Below are 24,916 nucleotides of genomic sequence, written 5' to 3' on the forward strand. Positions count from 1 at the left end.
TCCGCGACTTCGGCGCGCTATTGCAGCACCTTCTTGATTGCAGGCACCAGGAGCTCAGTCACAAGTTCATGCCCGAGATCATTCGGATGCATGCCATCTGGCAGCATGCCGCTGACGTCCGTCTGGTGCTTCTTGGCAAACGCCGGATACTCCGCATGCACATCGACCAACGGCACTTTGAGTTCGGCGGCCAGTTCACGCATCGCCGCATTGTAGGCGACGAGATTCGGGGATTCAAAGCCATCCTCGGCAGCGGCATCGTAGGGCGGCTTGCCATACATCTGCTTGAGCCGGGCCGTCCAGCGCAGCGGGTTGGTGGTCATGAGGATCACCTTCGCGTCCTGCTTTTGGAGCGTGGAGATCATTTGGCGCAGGTTTTTCAGGTAGTCCTTCACGGGCACGCGGGGAGAGGTCGCGGGCGGATTCTTCCACACATCCACAGCGGAGTCATTGATGCCGAACTGGATCACCACCAGCCTCGGCTTGTGACGCAGCACATCACTCTCTAGCCGCTGCATGGCCATGCTGGTGGTGTTGCCTGGGACACCTGCATTATACACAGCCAGACTGGATCCCACGCTCTGAAGAGCTTCCTGCACACGGTCCGCATACACCTTCTCAATGCCGCTGCGAACGGCGGTCGTGGAGTCGCCAAACATGATGATGCCGCCGGGCTTCGGATCTGGTTTGACGATAGGCACGTGCACAGGAATCTCGCCCTTGTTGAGGTCGTCGAGCTTCACCTTCATGCGCAGGCCGCCCTGCATGGTGGTGATCCATACCTCGCCGGGACTGCGCTCATAGAGATAAGGATAAGAGACACGCGCACCCGTGCCGTAGTTGGCCGCCACGATGACAGGCTTGCTCCAGGTGGCCGCCTCATCGCTGGAGAAGGCTAGCGACAACTCCGAGCGGCTCGTGCCATTTTTCGGCGCATGACGTGGTGGTGCATTCCAAAGCAGCGCGATGCGGCCATCACTCAGACGAGCCATCTGCGGGCAGCAGGTAACGGAAGCAATGTTGGTTTGCTTCAGGCCTTCCCACTTCAGTCCATCCTTGGAGGTGGCATCCCAGAGAAACCCAGCCTCCGTGCGCAGGAGCAGGTAAAGCGAGCCGTCCTTTCTCTCGATGACAGCGCCTTCGAGGCTGCCTGCATGATCGTGTGTGCCCACGCCATAGTCGAGCATGTTGCTGCGCTGCCAGGACTTTCCCAGATCATCAGAAACCCACATCACCGTGGCGTGCCGCCATTCGGGAATGATCTCCTGACCCACCATGACGATGCGGCCACTGCGCATCTGGATCATGGAATGAATACAGCCGCACCAGGGATCGCTCAGCTTTACGGGAGTTTCCCAGGTCTTGCCATCGTCCGTGCTGCGGCAGGTATAGGTCGGCAGCACGAAGTCGGTCCACTTCACATCCGCCTCACCCCAGCGCCAGCCTTTGGGCTGACCTCTCTCCGTCATGTTCATCCAGCCAGCGATGATCACGCCTTCACGCGTGCGCAGCAGAGCCCGCTCATTGCTAGTTTGAAACTTCTCCGGTGTGGCAAACAGAGGCGTGCTGGTCCAGGTGGCTCCTTCATCGGTGCTGCGCAGAGCATCCTTCGCATCAAAGCAGAGCGCGGCTCCATCCGCCGCGGTCACAAACGGGCCTTGATGAGGGAAGGGCAGGGCGGATGCCTTGGGGTGAAGAATGGGCGCAGTGGCTGGTCGGGCCGCGAATGAAGCCATGCAAACCGCCAGGAGGCTGAGCAAGAGTGGGAGACGCATGGCACACATACGCAGCAGCTTTCACCGGCTTCACAGGCACCATGAGGAGACCAGACCCTAGCGCACAAAGCGCCCACTTCATGTCATGCCAGAACGCAACGAAATGTCCCTGGCGGGCGTTCTATTTGCACATGACCCGCTCTACTTTTATCGCCCTTTCCACGGCCTTTCTCTCCCTCGCAGGCGCTGCTTCGGCCCAAAACATACGCGCAGGCATCATCGGTCTCGATACCTCCCATGTCCTGGCCTTCACCAAGACGCTGAATGCGAATCCGCAGAAGCCAGAAGTCATGGGTGTGCGCCTGGTGGCGGCCTATGCGCAGGGCTCCAAGGACATTGAGTCCAGTGTGAAGCGCGTGCCGGAATACACGGAAAAGGTAAAGGCGCTTGGCGTGGAGATCGTGCCGACCATCGAGGCCCTGGTGGAAAAGGTGGATGTGGTCTTCCTCGAAACGAATGATGGGCGTCCGCATTTGGAGCAGATCCGTCCCTGCTTCGCCGCGCACAAGCCCGTGTTCATCGACAAGCCCATCGCCGGCACCCTGGTGGACGCCATCAAGATCTTTGAGGAGGCCAAGGCTGCTGGGGTGCCCATCTTCTCCTCTTCCTCCCTGCGCTTTGGCAAAAACACCCAGGCTGTTCGCGGTGGTAGCGTCGGCATTGTGAAGCAGGCAGAGACTTCCAGTCCGGCCTCATTGGAAGCCACGCATCCCGACCTCTTCTGGTATGGCATCCACGGCGTGGAAAGCCTCTTCACCGTCATGGGCACCGGCTGCCAGAGCGTGAAGCGCGATACCAACCCCGAAGGCAAAATCCGCGTCACTGGCACCTGGGCAGGTGGTCGCACCGGTGTGTTCAATGAGAGCAAGGCCTATGGTGGCAAAGCCGTCGGTGACAAAGGCGAGTCCCCCGTGGGTGCGTACGATGGCTATGATCCGCTGCTGTTTGCCGCCGTGCATTTCTTCCGCACCGGCATGGCTCCCGTGACGCCTGAGGAGACGCTGGAGATCTACGCCTTCATGGAAGCCGCGGATGAAAGCAAGCGCCGCAACGGTGCTGAAGTGACCCTCAAAGAGGTCATGGACAAGGCGAAGGCTGAAGCCGCGAAAAAGTAGGTTAGACGGTGGGGGCGCGTCAGCGACGGGGCGCGGATCTCCGAATCCGCAGCCAGGTGGATGACACATGTGGCCGCGACTTTGCTGACGGAACCTTCAACCCGAAAACCAGGATGTGGATTCGAGTGGCATCACGATGATGCTCCTCGTCCATCCTGCGTTCGTGACGGCTGCGGATTCGGATATCCGCGCTCCATGGATGCTGCGGGCCGCTCGGTACGTAGATGTCGGAAACGAATCCATTGTTAGACTTGGGCGCGATATCTTCGCGCCTTCCACCTTTACACCTTCACCAAGCCACGCCTGATGGCCTCGGCCGTGGCTTGGGCGCGGTCATTGACCTTCATCTTCATGAGGATGCGGCTGACGTGCTGCTTCACGGTGTCCTCACCGATGCCGAGGGTGGCGGCGATTTCCTTGTTGGCATTGCCTTGGGTAATGAGTGTGAGAATCTCGCGTTCTCGGGGTGTGATCTCGGGCTCGGCAAGCCGGTCCTTCAAACGCTGTGCGATGTCGGCAGGCAGGGTTTGCCCGCCTTTCGCCACGGTGCGGATGGCTTTGAGCAAGTCATCGCGCGAAGAAGACTTTTGTAAGTAGCCGAGTGCGCCCGCTTTGAGAGCGGCCTGGATCTCGTCATCACGGGCAAAGGTGGAGAAGATCAGCACCTTCGCGGCGGGATGCTCACGCAGGAGAGCGGCGGTGGCCTCGATGCCGCTGATGCCGGGAAGCTGCAGGTCCATCAGAACCACATCCGGCTTCTTCTTGGCATACACCTTTGCCGCCTCTTCGCCGCGATCGACCTCGCCCACGACCTTGAGATCATCCTCCAGTTCCAATGACGCGACGATGCCGCTTCGCACCACGAAGTGGTCATCAATGAGGAGAAGAGAAATCATGAGCCAAGGTCAAGCGGTCAAAGGGCAAGGAGTCAAGCGGGCAAAGGCAGGGCGATGGTCACAGTGGTGCCCTTTCCATGCTCGCTCTGCCAGTGGGCTTCGGCGCCGATCTTCCGGCAGCGCTCGCGAATGCCGATGCAGCCAAAGTGGCCGGGCTTGCCATGCGTTTGAGTGCTGGTGTCAAAGCCACCGCCATTGTCAGCGATGCTCAGGATGAGCTGTCCGCTGCTCTCCGCCAGGTGCACGGTGATCCGTGATGCCTTCGCATGCTTGATCGCATTCGTGGTGGCCTCCTGGGCCATCATGCGCAGGTGATGTGCCACCGGGGCCGCGATGGCAGGCACTGGATGGAGATCGAGCACGATCTCACATTGATCATGTTGCACACGTTCTGCCATGAGTTGCAGGGACTCTGGCAAAGTCACCGGATGCTCCGTGTCACGGAGATCGGAGACAAGATTGCGTGCCTCGCTCTGGATGCGAGAGACAAGGCTGCGCGAGGTTTCTAAAAGGGTGCGCGCCTTGTCTTCCAATGGTCGTGTGGTGGCGGCATCGAGACGCAGTGAAAGCCCGGCCAGCTCCTGCTCCAGTGTGTCATGAAACTCTCGTGCGATGCGCTGGCGCTCATCCAGCGTGGCTTGATGGGCGATCTTCGATTGCAGCCGGCTGATCTGCCGGCGCTGCTGGGTGATCCAGAACAGCGTGAGCAAGATCACTCCGCCGAGAATCGCAATGGCCATCACTAGACGGCGCGCCGTCCAAAATGGTGCGGTGCTCAGCACTTGGATGTCCTGGAGATTGCGCAGCAGCAGCGAGGCACGCTCGGGTTGCGAGCGAAAACCTTTGTCCGTGGAGGACTCGATCAGACAAATGCCGGCGAGCAGGCACGATGAGCCGATCTCCAAATCGGGTGCGTTTGTTTGCAGCAGGAAGGCGCGAATCGGAATGCCGTTGGAGGTGAAGCGAAGCTCGTACCCATCCGACGTGCGGAAGAAGTCATTCAGCACGGCGGGTGTGGTGAGCTGCACCAGGTCCGCATCATGAGAGCCGTCCTGAAGCTCTTTCAGCATCACTTGTTCGGCAGCGGGAGCGGTGTCGGGTGTCTGGGTGAGCACCTGCGCATCTGCCAGGGAGGCACTGAAGCCTGCCATGATGGGGAAGCCAATGACCTCAATGCGGTGACCGGGCATCACGCTGGCGGCGGTGGTGAGCTGGATGGCGATGGAAGGAGACTGCGGCGGCTCCGGTGAGGCATCCTTCGGCACTTCCCGGGGTGGCGGCGGTGGTGTGGAGTCACGCAGAAACACACGACCATCTGGAAAGGAAGCAAGCACGGTCCCGCGGATACGCACACGATGACTTAAAGCGTCTGCCTCACCAAAGCGCAGCAGCGCGGCGACGGAGGTGACGGGCAGTGATTCAGGCGGTGCGGCGGCCTCCATGACTTCCACGTCATCCCAGTCTGCCACGCGGAGGTAGGGGAAGACAAGCTGCCGGCGGTCATTGATGCCGCCGGCAGCGAGGGCGGTGATGCGCAGCCGTGAATCGATCACTCCGGGGGCAGAGTCCAGAGGTGCATCCACACGGACCTCAATGACACGGCTGCCCATGGAGACGCGGAGGATGGATTTGTTTTCATCCAGCGCGGCGAGGGTGCGGCCGAGGCCCACCACGACCACGCGCTGGTAGTGATAGCGGCCTGTGGAGAGGTCATCATAGGTGGCGGGCACGGCGACAGGCGGAGTCTCATGACCGAGCACCTGCACCTGAGTCACATCCACACCAGGAAAGTAGAGTCCGGCTGTGGTCGTGCCTTGAATGCGCACCCGGTCACCGGGACGGAGATTGTTCCGGAAAGGCCTGAAGTGCAGATGAGTGCCAGCCGTTTCATCCTGCACAAAGACTGTGCTGCCGCTTTCCACAAAGCCCACGGTGGCTGTGAGATCCACCGGCAGTTTTTCCAGGCTGCGCTCATAGGGGAGCGTGCGGATGTCGATGGCACGGGTGAGCGTGGTTTGCGCCATGGCCTGGCCCAACCAAAAGGAGAATAGAAGAATGAGCGTGGAGAATCTCACGGCTCAGAAGTTGTCGGGCAACTGACCCCAGTCCGGGTTCTTACCCGCGTCAAAGTCCTCGGGAAGAGTCGCGCTGATCTCGCCTTCCGGATCACTGACCATCACGACACCACCTTTGGCCGTGGCAATGGCTTGCACGCCGAGATTGCCTGTGTTGTTCAGCTGCAGGCTTCCCGCTTCCTGGTAGATGCCCAGGGACACGCGTTGGAAGCCAAGGTCATTGTTGATGAGCATACGCCCGCCATGATCCGTGGCATCCAGTGTGAGCTGCGGTGTGCCATCGGCCGTGGACAGCAGCAGCGAACCAGCCACGGGTCCGCCGGAAAGAGTCGCAATGCCGGCCTGCGAGGCTGCATTCCCATAGGCGCAGAAGACGCCGCCCTGGTCGCCTTCACCAAACATGAGCAAGGGTCGCTGCTGCTTTTGCAGGATCACCACGGGTTTGTTCGCGGTGACAGCGGAGAGCAGTTTGGTATCAGGATCGATCGGTGACATCAGCTCGACCGAAGAAACCTCGCCGCTGGCCACGGCGCGGAAGCCATCTTCCTCACCTGTGGACTGCAGTGTCAGCGCGGAGTGGCTGTCATAATGATGCGCCAGCATGACCCGCGCCTCGCCGTTCATGTCATGCAGCGTGATGCTGCTGGCCACATCGAGCGCGGAGATGTCCACGGACTTTTCTCCACGCTCACCACGCAGGGAGAAGCTGCTTCCAGCTTCACCGGAAGAAATGTGCGCCTCAAAGCCACTGCCGGGAACCTTGCCTTCATGCACGCAGAGCTGGGCAGCACCATCGAGCGCCATCATGGAGATGCTCTGCAGCTCAGACGGGCTGTGGAGCATGAACGCGGGGCCATCATCACGTGCCACGAGAGCGATCGCGTCGGGCTGTCCTGGCGGTCCGAGGCTCAGCAGACCCCCCTGGCCATCCGAGTGCAGTTTCACCAGGCTGTTGAGGCTGCCATCGGCAAAGAGCAGATCGGTGGAGGATGGCTTCACGGTACCATCCTCACTGACTTCCCCGTCCTCATGCACCAGCACGCCACGTGTGCCGCCGTCCTTCTGCAAAACTGCGATGGAGCCGCCTCGCGGCTGGGCACGCATGAGGGCACCTGGGCGACCCGCGTCCGCATGCACCGCCACAAATCCGCAGTCCTCCTGGGTGAAGAAGCTGATGCGCGGCTGGCGGTCCTCTCCCCTCAGCAGCATCTGGGGAGATCCCGCGCTGTCCAGAGACATCTCCGCACGCACGGCGCTGCTTTCCTTTTGATGCAGATGCACAAAGCCGCCGTCCTCGTCCGCGCCCAGATGCAGGGAGATCCAGCGCGGGTCATGCGCCGGCCGGACAAACAGCTCATGGCACTCCAGGCAGACGCGGCGGACACCATCAGTGTCTGTTTCCACGCTGACGATCTTCTCCAGATCATCCAGCCGCTGGCGCACCCGCCGCAGTTCCTCCTGCACAGATGAGAGGGCGGATTGAAGGTCTTCGAGTGGGATGCTCATGGGGAAAGAGAGAGAATTTCTTCAAGAAAGATACGCCGCTGGCGGGCCGCCGCGCAAGCCAGGGACGTAAAGAGGAGCAACGAATTCCGAATGACGAATGCCGAAATCTCCCGAAGCATGGTCTCACTTCCGCCCCTCATGTCTCCGTCATCCGCCATTTGCCGTCCGTCGTTGGCCATCACAGCCTCGCTGAGTCTGATCCTCGCCGGTTGCACCGTCGGTCCTGACTTCAAGCTGCCAGAGATGAATCTCAGCACGCGCTGGAAGAACAAGGCGGACGTCAGTGATCTCGGGATGCCTGACGCCTGGTGGACGCTCTATCGCAGCCCCGCGCTGAATCGTCTGGTTGATCAAGCGCTGACTTACAATCAAGACCTCGCGACTGCGCTCGCACGTGTGGAGACAGCGCGGGCCATGACGGGTGTGGAGAAGGCTGCCTGGTTCCCGCAGCTGGGCATGCAGAACGCGATGACGCTGGAGCGCATCTCCGGCAGCAGTTTTGGTGCGAACCTGCCGCCAAACATCCCGCTGCCTTCCCTGGAGCGCGATCGTCATCAAGCCTTCGCCACCCTGAACTATGAGGTGGACCTCTGGGGCAAGGTGCGCCGCAGTGTGGAAGCCGCGAAGGCTCGTGAAGGTGCGGCCATTGAACAAGTGGCTGTCCAGCGCCTGGTCATCGCAGCTGAAGTGGCGCGAAATTACTTCCTCGCCGCATCGCTCGACTCCCAGCGCCAGATCTTGAATGAAACCATCTCCCTCCGTGGCGAGGCGCTGAAACTGCAGCAGAGCCGTTTCCAAGGTGGTCTGGCCAATGAGATGGACGTGGCCCGTGCGCGCACGGAGCTCGAGCTCGCGAGACACGACCTCATCGGTGTGGAGCGTCAGCGTGCCAATGCGGCGAATGCACTGGCCTTGGTCTGTGGTTCGGCGCCTGTGGATTTCCAACTGGCATCAAGCCTGGCCCTGCCCGGCGCACCTCGCATCAGCTCGGGGCTTCCGGCGACTTTGCTCCAGCGCCGTCCTGACCTGCGTGTGGCCGAACAAACGATGCGGGAAGCCAATGCGAATATCGGCGTGGCCAAGGCGAACTTTTATCCCAGCTTCAAGCTGATCGGTAGCGGGGGCATCGAGAGCATCGGAGCGGAGGACTTCCTTGATTGGAAGAACAAGGCGGGCTCCATCGGGCCTCAGCTCACCCTGCCCATCTTCCAGGGCGGACGCCTGCGCGGAAACATGCGCGCTGCCTATGGGCGGTATGACGAAAGCGTGGCGGCGTATCGCCAGGCCATCTTGAAGGCCTTGCAGGAGGTCGAAAATTCAGTCGTGGATCTGAATGCCTACACTCGTCAGCGCGCCGCCGTGACATCCGCTCTCGATGCCGCGCAGGAGACCAGCAAGCTCGCGCGTGTTCGTTATGACAAGGGGCTCGCGAGTTATTTCGAAGTCGTGGATGCCGACCGCACCGTGCTCACCACAAGGCTGCTTCGTGCGCAGATCGATGGTCAACGCCTGACGGCCAGCGTGCAGCTGATCCGCTCACTGGGTGGCGGCTGGGGTTCGGCCAAGTAAGCTCTTAAGCTGAGTTTAGGGCGGTTTTAAGGTTAATTTTATCACAATTGATAGTCCTTCGCCGCTTTGATTCTTAGTTATAACAATTCAAAGATTGATAATTATGGTGATTAGATTGAATTCGGCATCTCGCCCCGCAGATGCCGCGCCTCATCCCCACGACCTCTCGTCTCTCGCCTTCGCACTTTTTGGCGCTGGCAGTGTGGGTTGTTGTTCAGAGCATCGCGTGGTCCGCAACACCGAAGATGCGGCTGGAGATCACTCCGATGTGGCAGGGCAGGGCAGTTGTGCCCGGACAAGGCATCGCATCTGATCAGAAGCTCAGCATCACCCGCCTGGATGCCATGCTTTCGAAGCTGGCGTTGAAGCGTGCGGACGGCTCATGGCTGGAGTCAGAGGACTGGCATCACTTCATCAGTTTGGAGCGCGGCAAACTGACGGTGGAAGCTGATGGCCTGTCGGCGGAAAAATTCATGGCTCTGCGTTTCGATGTCGGAGTGCCTGCATCTATCAATGCGGCATCGCCAGCTCAATGGCCTGCCGGGCATCCACTGCACCCCGATGTGTGCGGGCTGCATTGGGGATGGCAAGGTGGTTATGTCTTCATGGCGCTGGAGGGCCGCTGGCACTCTGCGCGTGGTGATGATGGCTTCTCCTACCATCTCGCGAATGATCCGAATGTGGCGCACGTGGAGCTTCCTGTGGAGTTCAGCGGTGGCGGACCTTTGACCCTGCACCTCGAACTCGATGCCGCGGTTATTCTTGAGGGCATCGACTTTGCCAAAGACGGCTCCAGCACGCACAGCCGGGAGGGGGATGCGCTTGCGGCGAAGCTAAAGGCCAATGTTCAGAGAGCCTTTCGCGTCCACGGTGTGAGTCATGATCTGTTCCAATCAGTGGCGAATGCTGTGGCGACACCTGTTGAGCTTCCGGCGGGAACTCATGCCTATCCCCTGGCCATCACGGAACGCTTTCCCCAGGTCGCCTTGCCTGCTGACAATCCGCTCACGAAAGAAGGTGTGGCTCTGGGGGAGAAGCTTTTTCACGACAAGCGGCTCTCCATCAACAACACGAAATCCTGCGCGAGCTGCCACGCCGCCGACGAGTCCTTCGCGGATTCGCGTCGTGTCAGCATCGGTGCGCTGGGAGATGCCGGCACCCGCAATTCCATGCCGTTGGTGAATCTCGCCTGGGGCCAGAGCTTCTTCTGGGATGGGCGCGCAAAGAGCCTCCGCGAGCAGGTGCTCATGCCGGTGCAGGACGTGCATGAGATGGCCGAATCGATGGAGAGTGTGGTGGGCAAGCTCACCGATTCGGAGTCCGAAATCAAAGCGGACTTCGCCGCTGCCTTCGGATCACCCGGGATCACTTCGGATCGCATTGCCAAGGCCCTGGAGCAGTTTCTTCTGACGCTGGTTTCGCAAGAGTCGCGCTTTGACAAAGCCGTGCGCAAGGTGGCGGACCTTACGGAGGAAGAGAAGCGCGGCCTGCAGCTCTTTGTCACCGAGCATGATCCGAAGCGCGGCTTGTTCGGCGCGGACTGTTTTCACTGCCATGGCGGCACGCTTTTCACGGATCATCAGTTTCACAACAACGGTCTCGACCTGAAGGCTGAGGACTTGGGCCGCATGATCGTGAGCGGAAAAGAGGAAGATCGCGGCAAGTTCAAGACCCCCACGCTGCGCAATATCGCGCTCACCGCGCCCTACATGCATGATGGCCGCTTCCGGACATTGGAAGAGGTCGTGGAGCACTACTCCAGCGAGGTGAAGCGTGCCCCGAACCTGGATCCAAACCTGGCCAAGCATCCCATCGAAGGACTGAACCTGAGCGCTGAGGACAAGCGCGCTCTTGTGGCCTTTCTCAAGACACTCACGGACGAATCCTTCGGCACGAAAGCCGCCACTGCCACCGGGCAGGGCAGCGTTTCGGTTGCCGTCACGGGCACCGCTCCACCCACACCGGGAACTAAATAAAATCCCCCCGCTCTTCTCCCGAGACGATGAACCTCCCCCTCCGCCATCTTTGCCTAACCTTTTGTTTGCTGTTAGCGGCCTTGCCCGCCCATGCCGGTGAGGATGATCATGGCCTGAATGACGCCCTGAGCGCCGAGGCCCAGGCTCTGGCGCCCGCGTTTGTCGTCCTCACAGGTCCTGCACCCACTGCCACGCAGCGCAACGAGGTGGGAACCTGGGGCAGCGTGATCAACTGGACCCCGCACATTCCCGTGTCAGCGGCCACGCTGCCGGATGGACGCTTGCTCACTTTTGCCTCGAACCAGCGCACCACCTTCCCGGTCGGGCCTGAGTTCACCTATGCGGCGGTTTGGAATCCAGCCACGGGTGTCTTCACCGAGATCAACAACACGCGTCATGACATGTTCTGCGGCGGCACGGCCTTGCTTCCAGATGGACGCCTGGTGGTGAATGGCGGGCGTAACACCACCCGTCTGAGCAGCATCTTTGACTGGCGCACGAACCAGTGGACCGCCCTGCCTAACATGAATGATGGACGCTGGTACAACACCAGCGTGGCCCTCATTGATGGCAGCGTCTTCACTGTCACTGGAGATGGCGGCATCACCACGGCAGAGCGTTGGAATGAAGGCGTGGGCTGGAGCCGCCTGACGGGGATCAACTGGAGCACCGTGGTTTCACTTCCGGGCTATGTGCCGAACTGGCATCCGTTGGTGCTGGTGTCTCCGGACAACCGTCTGTTCCATGGTGGACCCACGGATACGATGAACTGGATCACCGCTGATGGCACAGGCTCGCTGACCTATGCGAATGTGAATGTGCCCGGGGCACACTACCCGAAGGAGGGCTGCTTCGCGATGTACAACGAAGGCCGCATCCTGGTGGCAGGCGGCTCGGCCAGCACGACACCGAATCCGAATGACGGCTCCACGGGAACCAGCACGAATCTGGCCTTCACCATCGACATCCGTGGCAGCACGCCAGTGGTGGCTGCGACATCGTCGATGAAGTATGTCCGCCAGTTCGTGAACAGCGTCATCCTTCCGAATGGTGAGGTCATGGCCATCGGCGGCAACACCAGCGGCCTGAAGTTCAATGACACAGGTTCCATCCTCTCTCCGGAAATTTGGAATCCGACCACCGGCCAGTGGCGTGAAGTGACCGACATGAGCGTGCCGCGCAACTATCACTCGCTGGCCTTGCTGCTTCCAGACGGTCGCGTCTTTTCTGGCGGTGGTGGCCTGGGCGGAAACAGCGCGGACCATCGTGATGCGCAGCTCTACACACCCGGCATGCTCTATGACGCGGCGGGCAATCTGGCTGCACGCCCCACCATTGCCTCGGCACCATCACTCATCGGCAGCGGTCAGGTCTTCCAGGTGCAGGGCAGCGCGGGCATCACGCGCTTCACCTTCATCAAGATGTCTTCCGTGACGCATTCCATGAACACGGACCTGCGCTTCCTGGAACTGCCTTTCACCAGCCCCAGCAGCGGGAACTACAGTGTCACGGCACATAGTAATCTGAGCGTGATGACGCCCGGTTACTGGATGCTCTTCGCGCATAACTCGGCAGGTGTTTATTCCGTCGCCAGCATCATCCAGGTGTCTGCCACGAATTCTCCCACGCTGACGAATCCGGGATCGCAGATCACACGCTCCACGACCTCGCCCAGCCTGCAATTGGTGGCTGGTGGCCCTGGCGCCAAGACCTTCAGCGCCACCGGGCTTCCGACGGGCCTGACGATCAATGCTGGAACCGGTTTGATCGGCGGCACGATCACCGCCGCCCCTGCGGCCTTCAATGTCAGCGTGACGGTCCTGAACGACCTGGGCTTCAGCGCCACGCAAAACTTCACCTGGACGGTCACGCCCGCGGTCCTCGGCTCCGGCACCATCCTCCGTGAACTCTGGACGAACATCAGCACTTCCAACCTCAGCGCTCTGACGAGCAGCAACAAGTATCCGAACTCGCCCAACAGTTCCACCCAGCTCACCTCTTTCGAGACACCGACGAATTCAGCGGACAACTATGGTCAGCGGCTGCGTGGGTGGGTTCATCCGCCTGTCACAGGCCAGTATCGTTTCTGGATCGCTGGTGATGATGAGTGTCGTCTGCTGCTGAGCACCAATGACAGCGCTGCAAATGCCACCATGATCGCCCAGGTGCCGCAGGGCGGATGGACGGAGTCCCGCGACTGGATTGAGTATGATTCCCAGGCCTCGGTTTTGATCAATCTGGTGGCCGGGCAGCGCTACTACATCGAGGCGCTGCACAAAGAAGGCGGCGGTGGTGATAACCTCGCCGTCGGCTGGCTCATTCCTGGCGCCACTGCCACGACCGTGGTGGAGGGGCAGTACCTCTCGCCCATGGTCGCCAATCGTGCGCCCACACTCACCAATCCGGGGGCACGCACCAGTGTGGCAGGCCTGCTGACCTCCTTGCAGTTGGTGGCATCTGATCTGGATAATGATCCACTGGTCTTTTCGGCCAGCGGACTGCCCGCGGGCCTAACTTTGAATGTCACCACGGGTGTCATCAGCGGCATCCCGACGGCTTCCGGCAACTTCAACGCCACTGCCAGCGTGAGTGATGGCAAGGCAGCCCTGGTCAGCGTAAACTTCACCTGGACCATCAATGCCTCCCTGGTGCTGAGCACGCCGCTTTCCACGGCGGCGGCGGTCAACACGGCGGTGAACTTCACAGCCACCAGCGCGGGCGGCCTGAATCCACGCTACCGCTGGAACTTTGGTGATGGCAGCGCCACGACCGCCTACAGCGCCCTGGCCACGGCTTCGCGCACTTACGCGGCAGCGGGGCGCTATCTCGTCACTCTGGAAGCCACGGATGACGCGGGTGCCATTCGCAGCACCACCTTCTATCAGGTGATCTACCCGGCGCTCACCACCCGGAAGCCCAATGTCTCCTCCAGCATCATTCTGGAAGATCGCGCCACGGCCAATGATCGTGTCTGGGTGGTGAACCCTGACAATGACAGCGTCACGGTGTTTGATGCGGTGACTCGTGCCAAGCTCGCTGAGACAACGGTGGGCACGGCTCCGCGCAGCATCGCCATCGCTCCCGATGGTCGCGCCTGGGTGACCAATGTGGAGGCTTCCACCATCAGCATTCTCAATGCTTCCACGTATGCGGTGGCGGGCACCGTGGCGCTGCCTCGTGGTTCACGTCCATTTGGCATCGCCTTTGACCCTGTGGGCACCGCTGCCTTCGTGGCGTTGGAAGGCTCCGGCACGCTTCTGAAACTGAATCCTGCAACCGGCGTGCAGATCAGCAGCATCAGCGTGGGCCAGCATGCGCGTCATGTTTCCGTGAATGCAGATGGCAGCCGCGTGTATGTGAGTCGCTTCATCACCCCGTCTCTGCCGGGTGAAAGCACCGCCACGGTAGACATCACGAACAAGGGGGGTGAAGTGGTGGTGGTCACGGGTGGCACGCTCGCCATTGAGCGCACCGTGATCCTGGCGCACAGCGAGCGTCAGGATTCACCCAGCTCCGCGCATGGCATTCCGAACTACCTCGGTGCCACGGCCATCTCACCAGACGGGCTTTTCGCCTGGGTGCCTTCGAAGCAGGATAACATCAAGCGTGGCACGCTGCGCAATGGTGTGAACCACAATCATGATCAGAGCCTGCGTGCCATCGCCAGCCGGATCAATCTCACCACGCAGGCGGAAGACGCGGCAAGCCGTGTGGACTTTGACAACTCTGGCATGCCCAGCGCAGCCGTCTTTGATCCTTGGGGTGGTTATGTCTTCGTCGCATTGGAGTCCAGCCGTGCAGTGGCGGTGGTGGACGCCTGGAATCGCGAGGTCGTGGGTCGCTTTGATGTCGGCCGTGCTCCTCAGGGCCTGGCCTTGTCGCCGGATGGCCTCACGCTCTTCGTGCATAACTTCATGGATCGCACGGTGAGCGTGCACAATGTCACGAGCTACATTCGTGGTGGAGTCGCCCTGCCCACGAGCATTGCGACCCTGAATTGCATCACCACTGAAAAGCTGACTGCCACTGTGCTGCGTGGAAAGCAGTTCTTCTATGATGCGCAGGACGTGCGTCTGGCTCTTCAGGAGTACATCTCCTGCGCCTCCTGTCACAATGATGGCGGTCATGACGGCCGCATCTGGGATTTCACCGGCTTCGGTGAAGGTCTGCGCAATACCATCACCCTCCGTGGTCATGGCACTCATGGCGCGCTGCACTGGACGGGGAACTTTGACGAAGTTCATGACTTTGAAGGCCAGATCCGGGCCTTTGCAGGCGGCACGGGCTTGATGACGGATTCCCAGTTCAACACCGGAACGCGCAATCTGCCGTTAGGTGATGCCAAGGCGGGTGTGAGCGCGGATCTCGATGCTCTTGCGGCGTATGTGACCTCGCTGACCGCGGAGTCGCGCAGCCCTTTCCGTAATGCGGATGGAACACTTACCACGGCAGCCGTGGTAGGTGAACGAGTCTTCCGCCAGCAGAACTGCGCCAGCTGCCACAATGGCGCGCGCTTTACCAACAGCGCGCTGAATGTGTTCAGTGATGTCGGCACCATCAAGCAACCCACGAGTGGCAAGCGCCTCAATGCTGCGCTGACCGGCTTTGACGTGCCGACCCTGCGTGGCCTCTGGGCCACTGGACCGTATTTGCATGATGGCAGCGCTTCCACATTGACCGCCGCTGTGCGTGCTCACACAGGCGTGACGATCAGCGATGCCGATGTTGCCAGTCTCAGCGCTTATCTCCAGCAGATTGATGATGCTCCTGCCGCAGCTCCTGTGCCGGTCACCGTGCTGCTGAGCACTGCAGCCGCGGCGCCGGTGAGTGCGGCCTTCACGGTCACCGCCACCTTCAGCCATGCTGTGACGGGTTTTGACCTCACGGACATCACCGTGACAGGTGGCACCGCAGGCAGCCTCACCGGCAGCGGCACTACTTATAATTTCATCATCACGCCCACTGACAACGTGGCGATCTCCCTGGCGGCTGGAGTGGCGCAGGATGGCGCTGGGTTGACGAACGCGGCTTCAAACAGCCTCGCTCTCACCTATTCACAAACACCCACGGGAGGTTTGCAGCTCTCGGGAGTGGATGTGGGCGGACCGGCGTTACCGGGCTTGACCCAACTCGACACTGCCACAGGTATCTACACGCTGCGTGGCGCGGGAGATGAGATCTACTTCACTGCGGATCAGTTCCACTTCTCCAATACGCTGCTCGTGGGTGATGGCGAAATCCGCGCGCGTGTGCGCAGTCTGGACAACACCAATCCTTGGGCCAAGGCGGGTGTGATGATCCGCGAGAGCACGGCCGCGGGTTCCCGGCATGTGATGATGAGCATCACGCCTCCGGCGGCGGCAAATGGTTTCGGCCTCATCTCGCGAACCACGCAGAACGGCGCGGCGAACTATATGCAGCTCGATCCCTTGAATCCGGTGCCTAACAATTGGGTGCGTCTGGTGCGCGCGGGCAGTGTGATCTCTGCCTTTTACTCGGCGGATGGTACGAACTGGATCCAGGCGGACGCGATCACTCTGACGGGCCTGCCCTCCCAGGTGCTTGTCGGCCTCGCTGTCGGTTCCGTGAATGTGAGCCAGCTCGCCACGGCCACCTTTGACAATGTACAAGTCACTGGATCACTCACCGGCGTGGCTCCTGCGGTCACTCTCTCCACGGCATCCACCGTGGAGTCTGCGGCCTTCAATGTGCAGGTGCAGTTCACTCAAGGTGTCACGGGCCTGACGACCTCTGATTTCACGGTGACGAATGGCAGCGCGGCTAGTCTCACCGGTTCAGGATCGGCTTACACCGTCAACATTCAGCCTGCAGCGGCGGGCAATGTCACCATCTCGCTACCAGCAGGGGCCGCGGTCAATGCCACGAACATGGCCAGCACGGTCTCTAACACGGTCACGGTGAGTTATGCTCCCCCCATCGTCTTTGCCCTCACGGGGCAGGATGTGGGCGCCGTGGGCGTGGTCGGCAGCACCAGTTATGCGGCGGGCACTGGTGCCTACACGGTGCGTGGGGCCGGTGGCGAAATCTTCTTCAATGCAGATGGCTTTCACTTCGCCCTCACCCAGCTCACCGGCGACGGTGAGATCCGCGCGCGTGTGACGAGCCAGACAAACACCGGTGGCTGGGCCAAGTCCGGTGTCATGCTGCGTGAGAATCTCACCGCAGGTTCACGGCATGTGATGATGTTCACCACGCCTTCAAATGGCACGGGATCGGTGTCACGAGTCACTGCCAGCGGCACGTCCACCTTCAGCTATGGTCCTGCATTGAATCCCGCGCCTAACAACTGGGTGCGTCTCGTTCGCGCGGGCAATCTGGTCACCGCCTATGCTTCCGCGAATGGCACCACGTGGACCACGGTGAGCAGCGTGACACTGACCGGCCTGTCTTCCACGCTCTATGCAGGTTTGGCGGTGACGTCCACGGCGAATGCGCAGTTGAGCACAGCCGTCTTTGATAACGTGACCATCACCGGCAGCCTCGCCGTGGTGGCTCCGACGGTGACGTTGACCTCTTCTGCCTCCGTGGAAAGCGGACCTTTCCTGGTGCAGACAGCGTTTTCACAAAGTGTCAGCGGCTTGGCGGCGAGTGACTACGTGGTCACGAATGGCAGTGTGACGAGCCTCACGGGCTCGGGCTCCACCTATCAAGCCCAGATCACCCCACTGAGCGCAGGAACTGTCACCGTGAGCCTGCCTGCGAATGCTGCGCAGAATGGCGCGAATGCGGGCAACTCTGCCTCGAGCACGCTTAGCGTGACCTACTCACCCTCGGCTGCTCTGAGCTTCCTCGCTCGTGACGTGGGTGCTGTGGGCGTGCCTGGCAGCACATCGCTGGACGCTGGCACGGGTACCTACACGGTGCGCGGCGCTGGTGATGAGATCTTCTTCACCGCAGATGCTTTTCACTATGCGTCCATGACACTGAATGGTGATGGCGAAATCCGCGCACGCGTGACCGGCCTCACAAACACCGGTGACTGGGCCAAGGCGGGGGTGATGATCCGTGAGACGGCCACGCCGGGCTCACGGCACATGCTCTACTGCTCCATGCCTGCCGTCAGCGGGAATGGCACCGGTGTCATCTGGCGCACCGCCACCGGCGGCAGCTCACTGTTTGAATATGGGCCTTCGCTCAATCCCGCGCCTAACAATTGGTTGCGTCTCGTGCGCGCGGGCAATGTACTCACTGCCTACTCCTCCGCCAATGGCACGGCATGGACGGCGGTGAACTCGGTGACCTTCACCAGTCTCGCCACGAGTGTGCAGGTCGGTCTGGCGGTGACCGCCACGAATCCGGCCACGCTGGCGAACGGTACCTTTGACAATGTGCAGATCATCGGCAGCACCAGCGCCGGCGGCTCCTCTCCTGGAGGCGTGATTGATGACGAAGGCAGCATCGCCACTGCCCAGCCCGTGGACACGGATGCCGATGGTGATGATGTGAATGATCTGCTTGAGGGCATTCTCGGCAATGACTCGGCCTTTGATGGTGGCTGGTGGATTGCCTCCCAGGCTGATGGCCGTGTGGATGCGCATCTTGTGCACGTCGCCGGCATCACCGGTTATTCCTTTGCCTTGGAGTCTACCACCGATCTGGTTCATTGGCAGTCTTTGACTCTCGCCTCCACGACGGCGGACATTGGCGGCGGGTGGACTCAGCGCTCCTGGACCGGCATCACGAATCTGCACGGGCAGAGCCTGGATCACGGCATGCTGCGCCTGCGTGTCACTCATAACTCCGGGTTGACCGCCTCCACCGCGCCGCAGGCCTGGCAGAAGTTCAGCCTGAATCCAGGTACGCAGACGGTGGGTGTCAGTCTGGTGAATGCGCCTGTGTATGCAGGTTTCGTGGCCGGTGTCACCGGCCCTGGCCAGCTGCAACTGACGGGCAGCGCGCTGCCGGTGAATGCAGGCGTTCCTTGCTACCTGGAAGTGCGTGAGGGGCCGCACGCTGGCCAGCGCTTTGATGTGGTCTCGGTGGATGGCAGCCAGGTCGTCCTGGATCTCACGGCACCTCATAACACACTCAGCGTGCTGCCGGACGGCATCGCAGGCGAGTCTGTCTTCATCCGTCCGCACGTGACCTTGGGGCAGGTCTTTCCGAAAGAGCTTTTCGTGGGAGGCACGCGCAGCACGCAGGCTGATCAGGTGCTCTTCTTCAATGGCACCGCCTGGGACACCTGCTGGCTGGTTCAGAGTGGCGGGCATCATCATTGGGCGCTGACCACAGATGCCACGCTGGCACCGCAGGAAGGGCGCATCATCCCGCCGGGAAGCGGTGTGATGGTGAAGCTCTTCAACCGCGGCACTGCCAGCACCATCACGGGTTATGTGCGGACCACGCCGTTTGTGCTTCCGCTGGCAGAGGGGCATCACTTCCTGGCTCCTCCGCGTCCGGTGGATGCCACGCCTAACCAATGGCATCTCAATGCAGAGGCCGGCCTCACTCCTTCCACCCGCTCCTCGACAGCCGATCAACTGCAGATCTGGGCCGCTGACAGCACCCCGGGGATTGCGAGCTACCTCGTGCACTGGCTGTATACCACCGGCTGGGTTCCACAGTGGGATGCCTCCAAAACTCCGGTCGGTGACACGCTGCTCCTGCCTGGTCATCGCGCCTTCTTCCTGAAGACTCAAGCTGCGGCCCAAGGCAAGGTCTGGAGTGTGCCAGGCGCCGGGGAGTGAGTTTGGTGTTCCCAACGAAGCGTGCGTGAAGCACTTTTTGATTAGGCCAACGATCAAAAAAGAGAGCCAGCCTTTTCCAGGCTGGCTCTTTCGTTGAAGGGGAAATGAAGAGTCTTGGCGCCGGTTACAGCTCCTTGATCTTGATGTTGCGGAACCAGACTTCATCGCCGTGATCGGTCAGCATGATGTGACCATGACCGGGGGCGAAGCCTTCCTTGCTCTTGAACTTGCTGGCGGCGATGCGGGTCTTCCAGTCTTCGCTGCTGGTGTCGGAGTCGCAGACCAGCTTGCCGTTCAGATAGTGCTCAATCTTGCCGTCCTTCACCACCACGCGGCTGGTGTTCCACTGTCCGGGAGGATTCAACGGCTTGTCTTTCGCTGGCTCCTTGATGTCATAGATGCTGCCCGTGACATGGCTGCCGCCGCGAAGACCGTCCGGATGCTTGTTGTCATCGATCATCTGATACTCGATGCCGAGCCACTCCTTGCCACCGATCTTGGTGACCCAGTATTTCACGCCGTTGTTGCCGCCTTCCTCGACCTTCCACTCCCACTCGAGCTCGAAGTTCGTGTATTCCTTGTCACTGAGCAGCATGCCGCCCGGGGTGCCATTGAGATGCAGCTCGTCATTTTCGATGGACCAGCCTGCGCCGGGCTTTTTGCCATCGGGCGCATGCCAGCCGGTCATGGTCTTGCCGTCGAAGATGGAGACGAAATCACCGGCCTGCACATTCAGTGCGGCCAGGGCGAGAAGGGTGGAAACGAAGAGAGGTTTCATGGAAGGGTAGGGAGGAACGGAGTTTGCGGCTCAGTCATACGAAATGCTTTCAAAAAAAGCCCCGCCGAGCAGGCGGTCGCCATCATAGAGGGCGCAGATCTGGCCAGGGGTGAGCGCCCGCTGAGGCTTATGGTAGATCAGTGATGCGCGGCCCTCTCCGAGCGGCACGAAGTCCGCCAGACCGGCAGGGCAGCGGTAGCGTGGCTGGGCATTCAGCGTGCGTGCTCCGGTCAAAGGCAGGCCAGTGGTGGAGATGCCTGTCAGGGTGCAGCGGCGCGCCCACAGCAGCGGTGTGTCCGGACGCTCGATGGCGATTACCAGTTCATTCTTCTCCGGCCTCTTCGCGACCGCGACGTAGGCCTGTTTGTGCAAAGGACTGGCCACGCCGATGCCCTTGCGCTGGCCGAGCGTGTAGAGATGCAGACCTTTGTGCTGGCCTAGGACCTTGCCCTCGAGATCCACGATGGGGCCTGGTGAGTCTGGAACGAAGTTGCGCAGAAAGTCCTCCATCTTCACCTGGCCGATGAAGCAGATGCCCTGGCTGTCCTTCTTGTCCGCCGTCTTCAAACCGAGCTCTCGCGCCTGATCACGCAGCTCTGGTTTGAGCAGATGACCGATGGGAAACTGCGCGATGCGCGCCTGCTCCGGCTGCATCATCGCCAGAAAGTAGGTTTGGTCTTTGTTCGAGTCCGCGCCGCGATAGATGGCGTCTGAATCCAGTTCACTGTTCACCGTTCCCGGTTCGCTGTTGGTGCCTGTGAAGCGGGAACCGTGAACTGAGAACTGAGAACCAGGAACTGAAGAACCCTTTTGCGCGTAATGACCGGTGGCGATGGCTTCAAAGCCGCGCTCCTTGGCCCAGTCCCAGAGCACGCCAAATTTCATCTCGCGGTTGCACATCACGTCCGGGTTCGGCGTGATGCCGCTCTGGTAGCCCTCGAGGAGATATTTCACCACACGCTCGCGGTACTCATGCATGAGGTTCACCACGTGAAATTCGATGCCGAGCTGGTCCGCGACCGCGCGCGCATCGGTGATGTCCTCTTCCCAAGGGCAGTGGCCGATGATGCCCTCCTCATTGATCCAGTTTTTCATGTAGGCTCCGGTCACGTCATGCCCCTGGCGGACGAGCAGCGCGGTGGCGAGGCTGCTGTCCACTCCTCCAGACATGGCGGCGAGTATCTTCATGGGTCGTTCTTCCCTATGCACGGCGATACGCCGCAGGCAAAGGCGACGATGCGGGCAGGCGGAAAATGTTAGAATCAGGTAATCTTTGAGGCTGGTCCGGCAATCAGGGCGGAAATGAGGATACGAATGAACAGGGCCGCGGACGAGCGCAGATGCGAAGCTTTTCGCAATATGTCCCCTTCATCACGCCATGACCTCTTTTAACTGCTCCTGCGGCAATGCGCTCTTCTTCGAGAATTCCGTCTGCCTTCAATGTAACAGCCTGGTCGGCTACGAACTGGACTCCAATAAAATGCTGCCCGTATCCGGTGACTGGGTCATGTGCAAGAATGGTGCCGACTACGGTGCCTGCAACTGGCTGGTGCCGGCAGACGGTCTCGCCTACTGCCCGGCCTGCAAGCTGAACCGCACAGTGCCGGATCTGAGTAACACGGTGAACGTGGAACCGTGGCATAAGATGGAGGTGGCGAAGCGGCGGACCATCTACACCCTGGCCAGGTTAGGCCTGACTCCAACCAGCCAGATAGAGCAGCCCGATGGCGTGGCCTTTGATTTCCTGATGTCCACACCTCAACTGCGCGTGACCACAGGCCATGAAAACGGCTTGATCACGCTGAACCTCCTTGAGGCGGACGACCTCTATCGTGAGCACGAAAGGCATGCTTTGGGTGAGCCTTACCGCACCTTGGTGGGGCACTTTCGTCATGAGCTCGGTCACTACTACTGGGATCGCTTTTTCCTGCCTCCGGAGGCGAGCTCGTTGCTTGAGGAATGCCGAGCGCTCTTCGGTGATGAGCGCGCCGACTATGCGGCGGCGCTGTCCCAGCATTATGCAAATGGTCCGGTGGCCAACTGGCAGGACACCTTCATCACGAGTTACGCAGCCTCGCATCCCTGGGAAGATTGGGCGGAAACCTGGGCCCAGTATCTGCATATCATCGATGGTGTGGAGACGGCCAATGCCTTTGGCTGGACCAGTGATCGCGTGCCACTGCCATTCACTCCCTTCAAGCTTGCACCAGCTACTGAAAAAAGCTCAAAAAGCGAAGCTGATTTCCTGCGGATCTTGAACGGATGGGCAAAGATTTCACCCGCTCTCAATGAGATCGCTGCGAGCATGGGGCATGCGACGCTCAATCCCTTCGTGTTCTCCGAGTCGGCCGTACGTAAGATTATGTTCGTCCACAAGATGGTGGGCATCGCTGCGGCAAACTGGACGAAGAAGTCGCCGGTCATGCGTCCCACGAAAGCCGTGGTCACCGCAGCAGCGGCAGCGTGAGTATTGGTCTTACACACTATAGGTTCGGCGGGTTCAGGTGGCTTTCTTGCGCCCTTGACGTGTGAGGTTGATCGCACGCTGGGCTCTGCCATTTTGTCCCGTCTGATTCAGGCGTTCACGGAGCAGCATCATGACGGCAGCTTCCTCCGGGCGGAGTTTGCGCAAGGAACCTTGCAGGCTCTCATTGGCGGACTGCTGAAGGGCGGCGATGGTCTGGCCAGAAAGGTAGCTGTCCAGGATCGCAGGATGCACATAGCACTTGCGGCATACAGCCGGCGTGTTGCCCAGCATCTTCGCCACGGCCTTGACTGCATGTGCCACATTTTGTTTGGCCTGACGTTCGGAGCTGAACTCCTCAAATTCACGCAGGGCAACGGCCGCAAGGATGGTGCCTGCCCAGGTGCGGAAGTCTTTGGCGGAGAAGTCATCCCCGGCGATTGCTCTTAGATAGCCGTTCACATCATCGGAGGTCACGTCACGGACCTTGCCGTCCTCATCCACGTAGCAGAAGAGATCCTGACCGGGCAGCTCCTGGCATTGTTTCACGAGCTTCGCCAGTTTGGGCTCGTGCACATCCACCCGGTGTGACTTGCCGCTCTTGCCCTTGAACTCGAAGGTGATCCGGCCGCGCTCCACTTTCGCGTGTCCATTGTGCAGGGTGGTCAGGCCGTAGCTGCCATTCTGCTGGGCATATTCGTCGTTTCCCACGCGGATGAGGGTGGTCTCAAGGAGTCGCATGATCGTCGCCATCACCTTCTCCCTTTTCATGCCGCGCTTCCGGAGATCTGCGGTGACCCGCCGACGGATGCGTGGCAGTGCCGCACCGAAGGCCAGCACGCGCTCATACTTGGATTCGTCCCGCACCTCCCGCCAGCGGGGATGATAGCGGTACTGCTTCCTCTTCCGTGCGTCGCGGCCCGTGGCCTGGATATGCCCGTTTTCATGAGGGCAGATCCAGACTTCGGTCCATGCAGGTGGAATGACCAGGCTGCGAATGCGCTTGAGCGTTTCTTTGTCACGTAACGCAGCGCCAGACGCGGACCGATACACGAAGGCGCCTCCGCGCGCGTGACGCGAGATGCCGGGCTTGTCATCAGACACATACCTCAGGCCGGCAGCACGGGCCGCAGCCGCAGGCAGAGCTGTGACAGCATTCGTTGCCTTGGATTTCATCGAGCCTTGCCAGCACTCAGATGACCCCAAGCAACACAAGAATCAGGATGATGACCAGAACCATGCCGAGGCCGCCGCTAGGCCCGTAACCCCACTTCTTGCTGTGCGGCCAGGTGGGCAGGGCTCCGACGAGCAGAAGAATCAGGATGATGAGCAATAGAGTATTCATGCAAAGAGATCGGGACAGCCGGAAGGGGCGGATGTAACGTACAGGGCATTATGGATGAAAATTCGATCCCCTGGACACGCGTGGCAGCCTTTGTGCGGCAGCACACCCATGATGTCCGCAATGATCTCAACAGCCTCGATCTCGAAACCGAGCTGTTGCGGGATCTAGTGACGGACCTGGAGGCCACCACCAGCATCCAGAGCATGCAGAAGCAGTTGCGCAGCGTCGCCATGCAGCTCCGCACGCTTGCCTCCCTGTTTCATGAGGTGCAACCGATGATGGAGCCGATGGATGCCCGTTCGCTGCTCACCCTCTGGCGTGAAAAGCACTCGGCGATGCAGAGAGCTCCCGAAGTGAAATGGATCGATGAACTCGGCGAACAGGAAGTGAATGCTGATGCCAGCATGTTCGCGAGAGTCTTCCTGGAACTCCTCACGAATGCCGCGGCCTTCTCTCCAGGCGCGGCGCTGACTGTTTCCGCACGCGTGGAAGGTCAGGATGTCATCTTTGAACTCAAAGAGCCCAAAAAATCGCCCGTGGATCCGAGCACCTGGGGACAGCCGCTTCACACCAGCCGCCATGGCAGTTATGGCATGGGACTGTTTGCAGCCAAGCGCTGCATGGCTGCGAATGGAGCCGCGTTCACGCAGTCGTATGATGAGTCATCCGGATGTCTCATCAGCCGGATCGTGTTGGGTGTGATCTGATC

General features: G+C 60.5%; 14 protein-coding genes. 6 read left to right on the forward strand and 8 right to left on the reverse strand.

The window, feature by feature from the left end:
* Window positions 1–17 precede the first annotated feature (17 nt).
* The gene (locus tag BGE01nite_RS21555) at window positions 18–1,775 is read right to left on the reverse strand and encodes a GDSL-type esterase/lipase family protein (protein WP_170266963.1); all 1,758 of its coding nucleotides are present in this window, start codon (window positions 1,773–1,775) and stop codon (window positions 18–20) included.
* A 131-nt stretch (window positions 1,776–1,906) separates the two neighbouring features.
* Here BGE01nite_RS21555 and BGE01nite_RS21560 point away from each other — a divergent pair, with 131 nt between their 5' ends.
* The gene (locus tag BGE01nite_RS21560; protein WP_146853569.1) at window positions 1,907–2,890 is read left to right on the forward strand and encodes a Gfo/Idh/MocA family protein; all 984 of its coding nucleotides are present in this window, start codon (window positions 1,907–1,909) and stop codon (window positions 2,888–2,890) included.
* 281 nt (window positions 2,891–3,171) lie between these two features.
* Here BGE01nite_RS21560 and BGE01nite_RS21565 read toward each other — a convergent pair whose 3' ends face one another.
* The 3 genes from BGE01nite_RS21565 to BGE01nite_RS21575 are packed head-to-tail and all read right to left on the reverse strand — an operon-like array spanning window position 3,172 to window position 7,367.
* Window positions 3,172–3,786, reverse strand: a complete 615-nt coding sequence (locus BGE01nite_RS21565; RefSeq protein ID WP_146853571.1) for a response regulator — start codon at window positions 3,784–3,786, stop codon at window positions 3,172–3,174.
* Window positions 3,787–3,818: 32 nt separating this feature from the next.
* A complete protein-coding gene (locus tag BGE01nite_RS21570) occupies window positions 3,819–5,861 on the reverse strand; it encodes a sensor histidine kinase (protein WP_146853573.1) in 2,043 nt (680 codons plus the stop codon).
* Window positions 5,862–5,864: 3 nt separating this feature from the next.
* Window positions 5,865–7,367 (reverse strand): hypothetical protein, encoded by a 1,503-nt coding sequence (locus BGE01nite_RS21575; RefSeq protein WP_146853575.1) that lies wholly within the window; start codon window positions 7,365–7,367, stop codon window positions 5,865–5,867.
* A 138-nt stretch (window positions 7,368–7,505) separates the two neighbouring features.
* Here BGE01nite_RS21575 and BGE01nite_RS21580 point away from each other — a divergent pair, with 138 nt between their 5' ends.
* The 3 genes from BGE01nite_RS21580 (at window position 7,506) to BGE01nite_RS21590 (ending at window position 19,620) form a co-directional block, all read left to right on the forward strand.
* A complete protein-coding gene (locus BGE01nite_RS21580; protein WP_170266964.1) occupies window positions 7,506–8,936 on the forward strand; it encodes an efflux transporter outer membrane subunit in 1,431 nt (476 codons plus the stop codon).
* A gap of 140 nt (window positions 8,937–9,076) precedes the next feature.
* Complete coding sequence (locus BGE01nite_RS21585) at window positions 9,077–10,912, forward strand: MbnP family protein (RefSeq protein WP_146853579.1); 1,836 nt, start codon at window positions 9,077–9,079, stop codon at window positions 10,910–10,912.
* Between the two features lie 26 nt (window positions 10,913–10,938).
* Complete coding sequence (locus BGE01nite_RS21590; protein ID WP_146853581.1) at window positions 10,939–19,620, forward strand: Ig-like domain-containing protein; 8,682 nt, start codon at window positions 10,939–10,941, stop codon at window positions 19,618–19,620.
* A 124-nt stretch (window positions 19,621–19,744) separates the two neighbouring features.
* Here the strand turns inward: BGE01nite_RS21590 and BGE01nite_RS21595 are convergent, their stop codons facing one another.
* Both BGE01nite_RS21595 and mnmA read right to left on the reverse strand, forming a co-directional pair.
* A complete protein-coding gene (locus BGE01nite_RS21595) occupies window positions 19,745–20,398 on the reverse strand; it encodes a 3-keto-disaccharide hydrolase (protein ID WP_146853582.1) in 654 nt (217 codons plus the stop codon).
* 30 nt (window positions 20,399–20,428) lie between these two features.
* A complete protein-coding gene (gene mnmA / locus BGE01nite_RS21600) occupies window positions 20,429–21,586 on the reverse strand; it encodes a tRNA 2-thiouridine(34) synthase MnmA (RefSeq protein ID WP_146853584.1) in 1,158 nt (385 codons plus the stop codon).
* Between the two features lie 190 nt (window positions 21,587–21,776).
* Here mnmA and BGE01nite_RS21605 point away from each other — a divergent pair, with 190 nt between their 5' ends.
* Entirely contained in the window at window positions 21,777–22,865 is a 1,089-nt protein-coding gene (locus BGE01nite_RS21605) for a zinc-binding metallopeptidase family protein (protein WP_146853586.1), read from the forward strand.
* 33 nt (window positions 22,866–22,898) lie between these two features.
* Here BGE01nite_RS21605 and BGE01nite_RS21610 read toward each other — a convergent pair whose 3' ends face one another.
* Together BGE01nite_RS21610 and BGE01nite_RS21615 are read right to left on the reverse strand one after the other, a co-directional pair.
* Window positions 22,899–24,038, reverse strand: coding sequence for a DNA topoisomerase IB (locus tag BGE01nite_RS21610; protein WP_146853588.1), 1,140 nt, complete (start codon window positions 24,036–24,038; stop codon window positions 22,899–22,901).
* A 16-nt stretch (window positions 24,039–24,054) separates the two neighbouring features.
* Window positions 24,055–24,207 (reverse strand): DUF3309 domain-containing protein, encoded by a 153-nt coding sequence (locus BGE01nite_RS21615; protein WP_146853590.1) that lies wholly within the window; start codon window positions 24,205–24,207, stop codon window positions 24,055–24,057.
* Window positions 24,208–24,257: 50 nt separating this feature from the next.
* On the opposite strand from BGE01nite_RS21615, the gene BGE01nite_RS21620 reads away from it, so the two are divergent.
* The gene (locus BGE01nite_RS21620) at window positions 24,258–24,914 is read left to right on the forward strand and encodes a histidine kinase (RefSeq protein WP_146853592.1); all 657 of its coding nucleotides are present in this window, start codon (window positions 24,258–24,260) and stop codon (window positions 24,912–24,914) included.
* Window positions 24,915–24,916 lie beyond the last annotated feature (2 nt).

Source organism: Prosthecobacter gellanilyticus, assembly GCF_007992435.1.
Classification (GTDB): Bacteria; Verrucomicrobiota; Verrucomicrobiia; order Verrucomicrobiales; family Verrucomicrobiaceae; genus Prosthecobacter; species Prosthecobacter gellanilyticus.

Excerpts from the sequence above, each read along its gene's own strand:
- BGE01nite_RS21610 (WP_146853588.1), bottom strand. The coding sequence starts at position 24,038 with ATGAAATCCAAGGCAACGAATGCTGTCACAGCTCTGCCTGCGGCTGCG.
- BGE01nite_RS21575 (WP_146853575.1), bottom strand. The coding sequence starts at position 7,367 with ATGAGCATCCCACTCGAAGACCTTCAATCCGCCCTCTCATCTGTGCAG.
- BGE01nite_RS21580 (WP_170266964.1), top strand. The coding sequence starts at position 7,506 with ATGTCTCCGTCATCCGCCATTTGCCGTCCGTCGTTGGCCATCACAGCC.
- mnmA (WP_146853584.1), bottom strand. The coding sequence starts at position 21,586 with ATGAAGATACTCGCCGCCATGTCTGGAGGAGTGGACAGCAGCCTCGCC.
- BGE01nite_RS21585 (WP_146853579.1), top strand. The coding sequence starts at position 9,077 with ATGCCGCGCCTCATCCCCACGACCTCTCGTCTCTCGCCTTCGCACTTT.
- BGE01nite_RS21620 (WP_146853592.1), top strand. The coding sequence starts at position 24,258 with ATGGATGAAAATTCGATCCCCTGGACACGCGTGGCAGCCTTTGTGCGG.
- BGE01nite_RS21560 (WP_146853569.1), top strand. The coding sequence starts at position 1,907 with ATGACCCGCTCTACTTTTATCGCCCTTTCCACGGCCTTTCTCTCCCTC.
- BGE01nite_RS21555 (WP_170266963.1), bottom strand. The coding sequence starts at position 1,775 with ATGCGTCTCCCACTCTTGCTCAGCCTCCTGGCGGTTTGCATGGCTTCA.
- BGE01nite_RS21590 (WP_146853581.1), top strand. The coding sequence starts at position 10,939 with ATGAACCTCCCCCTCCGCCATCTTTGCCTAACCTTTTGTTTGCTGTTA.
- BGE01nite_RS21605 (WP_146853586.1), top strand. The coding sequence starts at position 21,777 with ATGACCTCTTTTAACTGCTCCTGCGGCAATGCGCTCTTCTTCGAGAAT.
- BGE01nite_RS21615 (WP_146853590.1), bottom strand. The coding sequence starts at position 24,207 with ATGAATACTCTATTGCTCATCATCCTGATTCTTCTGCTCGTCGGAGCC.
- BGE01nite_RS21565 (WP_146853571.1), bottom strand. The coding sequence starts at position 3,786 with ATGATTTCTCTTCTCCTCATTGATGACCACTTCGTGGTGCGAAGCGGC.
- BGE01nite_RS21595 (WP_146853582.1), bottom strand. The coding sequence starts at position 20,398 with ATGAAACCTCTCTTCGTTTCCACCCTTCTCGCCCTGGCCGCACTGAAT.